This is a genomic window from Chryseobacterium sp. VD8 (assembly GCF_037149975.1).
In the GTDB taxonomy this organism is placed as follows: domain Bacteria; phylum Bacteroidota; class Bacteroidia; order Flavobacteriales; family Weeksellaceae; genus Chryseobacterium; species Chryseobacterium indicum.
This window is the reverse complement of the sequence record NZ_JBBCQL010000269.1, coordinates 1-5596: the sequence shown is the minus strand read 5'-3', so window position 1 is coordinate 5596 and position 5596 is coordinate 1. Positions and strand designations below refer to the sequence as shown.

At 34.6% G+C, this 5596-nt stretch carries 7 protein-coding genes; all 7 read left to right on the top strand.

Annotation, left to right across the window (positions count from 1 at the left end):
* Positions 1–1612: ribonuclease R (gene rnr / locus WFK35_RS20015; RefSeq protein WP_336734196.1), on the top strand; the 1612-nt coding region annotated here is incomplete at its 5' end.
* A gap of 107 nt (positions 1613–1719) precedes the next feature.
* Entirely contained in the window at positions 1720–2160 is a 441-nt protein-coding gene (locus tag WFK35_RS20010) for a hypothetical protein (protein ID WP_336734194.1), read from the top strand.
* A gap of 132 nt (positions 2161–2292) precedes the next feature.
* Positions 2293–2982 carry a LysE family translocator gene (locus WFK35_RS20005; protein WP_076391058.1) on the top strand — a complete coding sequence of 230 codons (690 nt, stop codon included), beginning with the start codon at positions 2293–2295 and terminating at the stop codon, positions 2980–2982.
* Positions 2975–3910 carry a S66 peptidase family protein gene (locus tag WFK35_RS20000; RefSeq protein WP_336734192.1) on the top strand — a complete coding sequence of 312 codons (936 nt, stop codon included), beginning with the start codon at positions 2975–2977 and terminating at the stop codon, positions 3908–3910. The genes WFK35_RS20005 and WFK35_RS20000 overlap by 8 nt, the downstream gene beginning before the upstream one ends.
* An 11-nt stretch (positions 3911–3921) precedes the next feature.
* Complete coding sequence (locus WFK35_RS19995) at positions 3922–4203, top strand: hypothetical protein (RefSeq protein WP_336734190.1); 282 nt, start codon at positions 3922–3924, stop codon at positions 4201–4203.
* 232 nt (positions 4204–4435) lie between these two features.
* Positions 4436–4807 carry a YraN family protein gene (locus WFK35_RS19990; RefSeq protein ID WP_214587798.1) on the top strand — a complete coding sequence of 124 codons (372 nt, stop codon included), beginning with the start codon at positions 4436–4438 and terminating at the stop codon, positions 4805–4807.
* On the top strand, positions 4807–5596 hold a 790-nt coding region (locus WFK35_RS19985; protein WP_336734188.1), incomplete at its 3' end, for a hypothetical protein. The genes WFK35_RS19990 and WFK35_RS19985, both read left to right, overlap by 1 nt.

Here is a 5596-nt window from a genome sequence, read left to right as displayed (position 1 = left end):
TAAACCAAAATTCGGAGGTGCGGAAGACGGCAATAAAGTGATCGTAAAAATGACGGAATGGAGACCGGGAGATAAAAATCCGGAGGGAGAAATTATTCAGGTTTTAGGAGCTCCGGGAGAACATGAAACGGAGATTCACTCTATTCTTGCGGAATATGGACTGCCGTACGAATTCCCTGAAGAAGTGGAAAGAGATGCAGATAAAATCGACAGAAGCATTAATGAAGAAGAGGTTGCAAAAAGATGGGATATGCGTGGAATTACAACCTTCACCATCGACCCGAAAGATGCAAAAGACTTTGATGATGCGTTATCCATCAGAAAATTAGACAACGGAAACTGGGAAATCGGAGTTCACATTGCGGATGTTTCGCATTATGTGGTTCCGGGAACAATTCTGGATGATGAAGCTTACCAGAGAGCCACTTCCGTATATTTGGTAGACCGTGTTGTACCGATGCTTCCGGAAGTTTTAAGTAATGATGTCTGTTCGCTTCGTCCGCACGAGGATAAATTTACTTTTTCAGCCGTTTTTGAGCTGAATGACAAAGCTGAAATCAAAAAACAGTGGTTTGGAAGAACTGTAATTCATTCAGACAGACGATTTACATACGAAGAAGCACAGGAAAGAATTGAAGGAAAAGACGGCGATTTTAAAGAAGAAATTCTGGTTTTAGATCAATTGGCGAAAATCATGCGTCAGAAAAGAATCAAAGACGGAGCAATTACTTTCGACAGAAGCGAAGTACGGTTCAATCTGGATGAAAACAACGAGCCTGTTGGAGTTTACTTTAAAATAAGCAAAGATTCCAACCACTTAATTGAAGAATTTATGCTGTTGGCGAATAAGAAAGTATCGGAATTTGTTTCTCTGAACAAGAGAGGAGAAATTTCACAGAATACTTTTATTTATAGGGTTCACGACGATCCGGATCCGGCAAAACTGGAATCTTTGAGAGATTTTGTGTCGACTTTCGGATATAAAATGGACTTGGCGAATACCAAAAAAGTTGCGGAATCTTTGAATAAATTACTGCACGATGTAAAAGGTAAAGGCGAAGAAAATATGATCGAAACTCTGGCGATGCGAAGTATGAGCAAGGCGGTTTATTCTACAGAGCCTATCGGTCACTACGGATTGGGATTCGATTATTACAGCCACTTCACCTCTCCTATCCGTCGTTATCCGGATTTAATTGCACATCGATTATTGCAGCATTATCTTGATGGCGGAAAATCTCCGAACAAGGCAGATCTTGAAGAAAAAGCAAAACACTGCAGTTATATGGAAAGACTGGCGGCAGATGCGGAAAGAGATTCGATAAAATTCATGCAGGTGAAATTTATGGAAAAACATTTGGGAGAAACTTTCAACGGAGTTATTTCAGGTGTTGCGGAATTTGGTTTCTGGGTGGAAATTCCGGAAAACGGTGCGGAAGGATTAATCAAATTAAGAGATTTAACCGACGATTCTTACTCTTATGATGCAAAAACTCACGCCGTGTACGGAAACAGACATGGTAAAAAATACCAGTTGGGAGATCAGGTTCAGATCAAAGTGATAAAAGCAAACCTGATTCAAAAACAATTGGATTTCAAGATTGTGGATTAGATTTTACAACAAAGAACTATATTTAGAAACTGCAAGAGATTGCAGTTTTTTTTATTTTACTTAAAATTTATTTGATGGGAAAATACTGTTTTAGATTTATAAGAAATATGAATACTGTAGCTGTTTTACTGGGTTTGCTATTATGTATTGAATGCAAAAGAAATGAACAGAAAATAGTTACTGAAAAGAGCAATCAGTCTCATTTTATAAAAGACAGCTTACCGTACAGTCCGTCTCTGAAATCTGCTTTAACCCGAATTAAAAGTTTTGATGACGGTAAAGGATCTGATGTCGATGTAATTAATAATTTTAGAATTGAAGAAAATTCATGGAAAAAAGAAATTGAAAATATTTATTTAAAACTTCATGAAAAGATCAGAAAAGATGATCCTGAATCTCTTTCTTCACTTGAAAAATACCATGAAAGGTGGAAAAACTATCTGGAATCATATTATTCCTTTAAAAGAAATTTTTTATCGCATTATATCTATTCTAAGCAATGGATTTTTTATGTTTTCCCGAAATTGAGACAGGAATACAAAGATTAACTTATAGAATATTATGAATTGTATGAGTTTGATAAGTATTAATTGATCCGATGCTTTTCTTATTTGCTTTTTACAACATAAAAACTAACTTTGTATAAATAGATGAAATTATTTCATTGAAAACACCACTGAATGTTTGAACTTATATTATCTGCCATCGTTTTAGGATTCATGCTGAGTCTGGTTTTTATAGGACCTATTTTTTTCCTTTTAATTGAAACCAGCTTTTCGAGAGGTCCGAAACATGCTTTAGCACTGGATTTAGGCGTTATTTCTGCAGATCTTCTGTGCATTTTGGCAGCGTATTATGCGAGTGCAGATATTGTAACGCTCATTGATAAACATCCCGGATTTTACAGAATTACCGCCATTCTGATCTTTGTGTACGGAATTGTGATGATGGTTACCAAAACCAAGATGCATATTCCCGGAGAAGAAAAATTCATCAATCAGAACTATTTTAAAACATTCGTTAACGGTTTTTTCTTTAATCTTCTGAATGTCGGAGTTATCCTTTTCTGGCTTGTCACCGTTATTTCGGTAAGAAATCAGTATCCGGATACCAGTAATTTCATTTTATACATCGGAATTGTAATCGGAACGTATCTCTTTATCGATCTGGTAAAAATATTCCTTGCAAAGCAGTTTCATGACAGACTTACCCAAAAATTAGCCAACAGAATCAGAAGAATTGTTGGCGGAATTCTCATTATATTCAGTTTCTTTATCTTCTTGCAGAGCTTTAAAAAATTCAATCAGTTTGATAAAAGACTGGAAGAAGCAGAGAAAACCGAAGTAAAATACAAAAAGACAAATGAATAAAATTATCTTTCCCAAATCTCTGAAAAAAGGCGATAAAATAGCCATTATTTCTCCTGCAGGATCCGTAGAATCTTCCCAGCTTGAAAAGGGAATTGAAAAAATTAAAAGTAAAGGTTTTGAACCCGTTTTGGGAGAACATCTTTACACGAAATATGCAAACGGATACAATTACGCAGGAACGGAGCAGGAAAGATTAAAAGACATGAACTGGGCACTCAACGACAGCGAAATTTCTGCAGTATGGGCTTCAAGAGGCGGTTACGGTTGTCAGCATCTTATTCAGGAACTTAATCTTAAAAACTTTACCAGAAATCCTAAATGGTACATTGGCTACTCAGACAATACGGTGATCCAGAGTTATCTGCTGAAAAAAGGCTTTGCATCCATTCACGGACAGACTGTAAAAACGTCGAGCTTTGGCGTTACCGAAGAAAGCTACGATCTTATTTTTGATGTTTTAAAAGGAAAACCCCTTAAATATAGCCTCTCCTCTCATCAGTTCAACAAAAAAGGAAACGTTGAAGGACAGTTGGTCGGTGGAAATTTAGCCTTGATTTATGCGCTTTTAGGAACGAAATATTCCTTTGATTTTAAAGATAAAATTCTTTTCATTGAAGATATCGGCGAAAATTTTTATGCTCTCGACAGAATGATCATGAGCCTTGAATTAGCCGGAGTTTTTAATAAAATTTCAGGTTTGATTATCGGCGGAATGACCAATATGGGCGATGAAAAAGAAAATAAACAATACGAAGAAAGCTTTGATGAATTTGCCTACAAGTTAATTGCCGACAGAATTTCAAAGTACAGTTTCCCAACAGTTTTCGGTTTTCCGAATGGACACATCAAAGACAACAGACCGTTGATTATTGGCGGGAATGTGAGACTGGAGGTTAAGATTAAGACTAAGATTGAGTTTTTAGTGTGAGGAGTTTATTAGTGGATTATAGTTTCAGTCCGGGATTATATGATGAAATCCGAATAATACATTTAGAAATTTACAGTGATTACAATTATATCCTTAAGTTTAATTGGTATAAAAAATATCGTGATAATGAAGCTTTAGATGAAAATAATTCTAAAAATTATAGACAGGAAACAGTATTTAATGATTTTCTTCCAAACAGGTTAAAAGAAAATTTAGAGACTTTGCTTTCTTTCCACTACTTTGAAATTAAAACTTTTTATCCTCCATTAACAGAAGAAGAAAAAAAACAATAAACCCCACTTGATGTAAGGCATGAAGATTATAAGTTTTACATTGAAGGAATTAAATTCTGGGTTAATGTAAGTCCTTACATTTTTAAAAAGCAATTTTTAAAAACAGAACAGGAACTGTTGTTTGGAAAATTTCATGAAAATATAACAGAATGGCTGGACGAAGTTTATGAAAAATTAATAGATAGATAAAATATTTAATAACTCAAAAACTCTCAAACACTTTATCTTAACAATGGCAGATCATAACGATTTTGGTAAAAAAGCAGAAGAATTGGCCGCTGAATATTTACAGAAAAACGGCTACAAAATTTTGGTAAGAAACTTTCGATACCAAAAAGCAGAACTGGATTTAGTTGCCGAAAAAGATAGTTTAATTGTAGTCGTTGAAGTAAAGGCGCGTTCTACCGATGTGTTTAATCTTCCACAGGAAGCAGTAAACAAACGAAAGATTAAGTTGATTGTTTCTGCTGCCAATTATTTCATGGAAGAATACAATAAAAATCAGGAAGTACGATTTGATATCATTTCTGTTCTTCCTGACGAAAATAAAAATCTGATGATCGAACATATCACCGATGCTTTTGAAGCATTTGACGCCAACTGATGATGCAGAATATACATTGGGAAACAATATACAGCACTGTAGGATACGTTTTAAAGAACTATCCTTTAAAAATTGTTCTTTTCTGCTTCCTTTTCCTTGTTTTAGGTTTGCTGATAAGTTCCTTTTTGGTCATCATCCTAAAAAAATACAAAGCTTTATCGCGCAGACAGAAATACTACAACTGGTTTGTTAAACTTTATATTCCTGCCATTTTTATTGTCAACATCGTTTTTTCTTTAAAAATTGGATTATTTTGCGGAGTGTATTCTGCATTAAAGAAAGACAGTTATTCCATTTCCGAGCAGGTGTATAATTCCAGTACATACTATATCTTTAAAGACAACCGGTCTAAAAAAGTTTTTATTGAAGATCTCAGAAAAGCGGTTAAAGATCTCAGTCAGAAAAATAACAATGCAAAGGTTAAAGTCATTGATATAGCGAAAGCATACCACATTAAAAATGATATGATAGACCTTCCGAAAAACTGGATGGCTTCCATGTTTGTGAATCGGTATGGAGATAAAATCTATTCATTCATCATATACGGAATTTTGGATTCCGTTCCTAATGGAGGCATTACGAATGAACTTTCTTATGGAGAGTTTGATGCGATATCAGAAAAACTTGTGGTACTGAATCCTGAAAATATTGAAAAATCAATTGTTCAGAAAATTCAGAATCTGTTCTTAATGATTTTAAAATCGCAGTTTAAGACCATTTTAAAAGGAATTTTATTGATCTGGGTGCTTTTAATGTGTATTCCATGGTTTGAATTTTGGATCTATACAC

Bases quoted from the DNA above. Each gene is read 5' to 3' on its own strand.
- WFK35_RS20010 (WP_336734194.1), top strand. From the start codon at position 1,720: ATGAATACTGTAGCTGTTTTACTGGGTTTGCTATTATGTATTGAATGC.
- WFK35_RS20005 (WP_076391058.1), top strand. From the start codon at position 2,293: ATGTTTGAACTTATATTATCTGCCATCGTTTTAGGATTCATGCTGAGT.
- WFK35_RS20000 (WP_336734192.1), top strand. From the start codon at position 2,975: ATGAATAAAATTATCTTTCCCAAATCTCTGAAAAAAGGCGATAAAATA.
- WFK35_RS19990 (WP_214587798.1), top strand. From the start codon at position 4,436: ATGGCAGATCATAACGATTTTGGTAAAAAAGCAGAAGAATTGGCCGCT.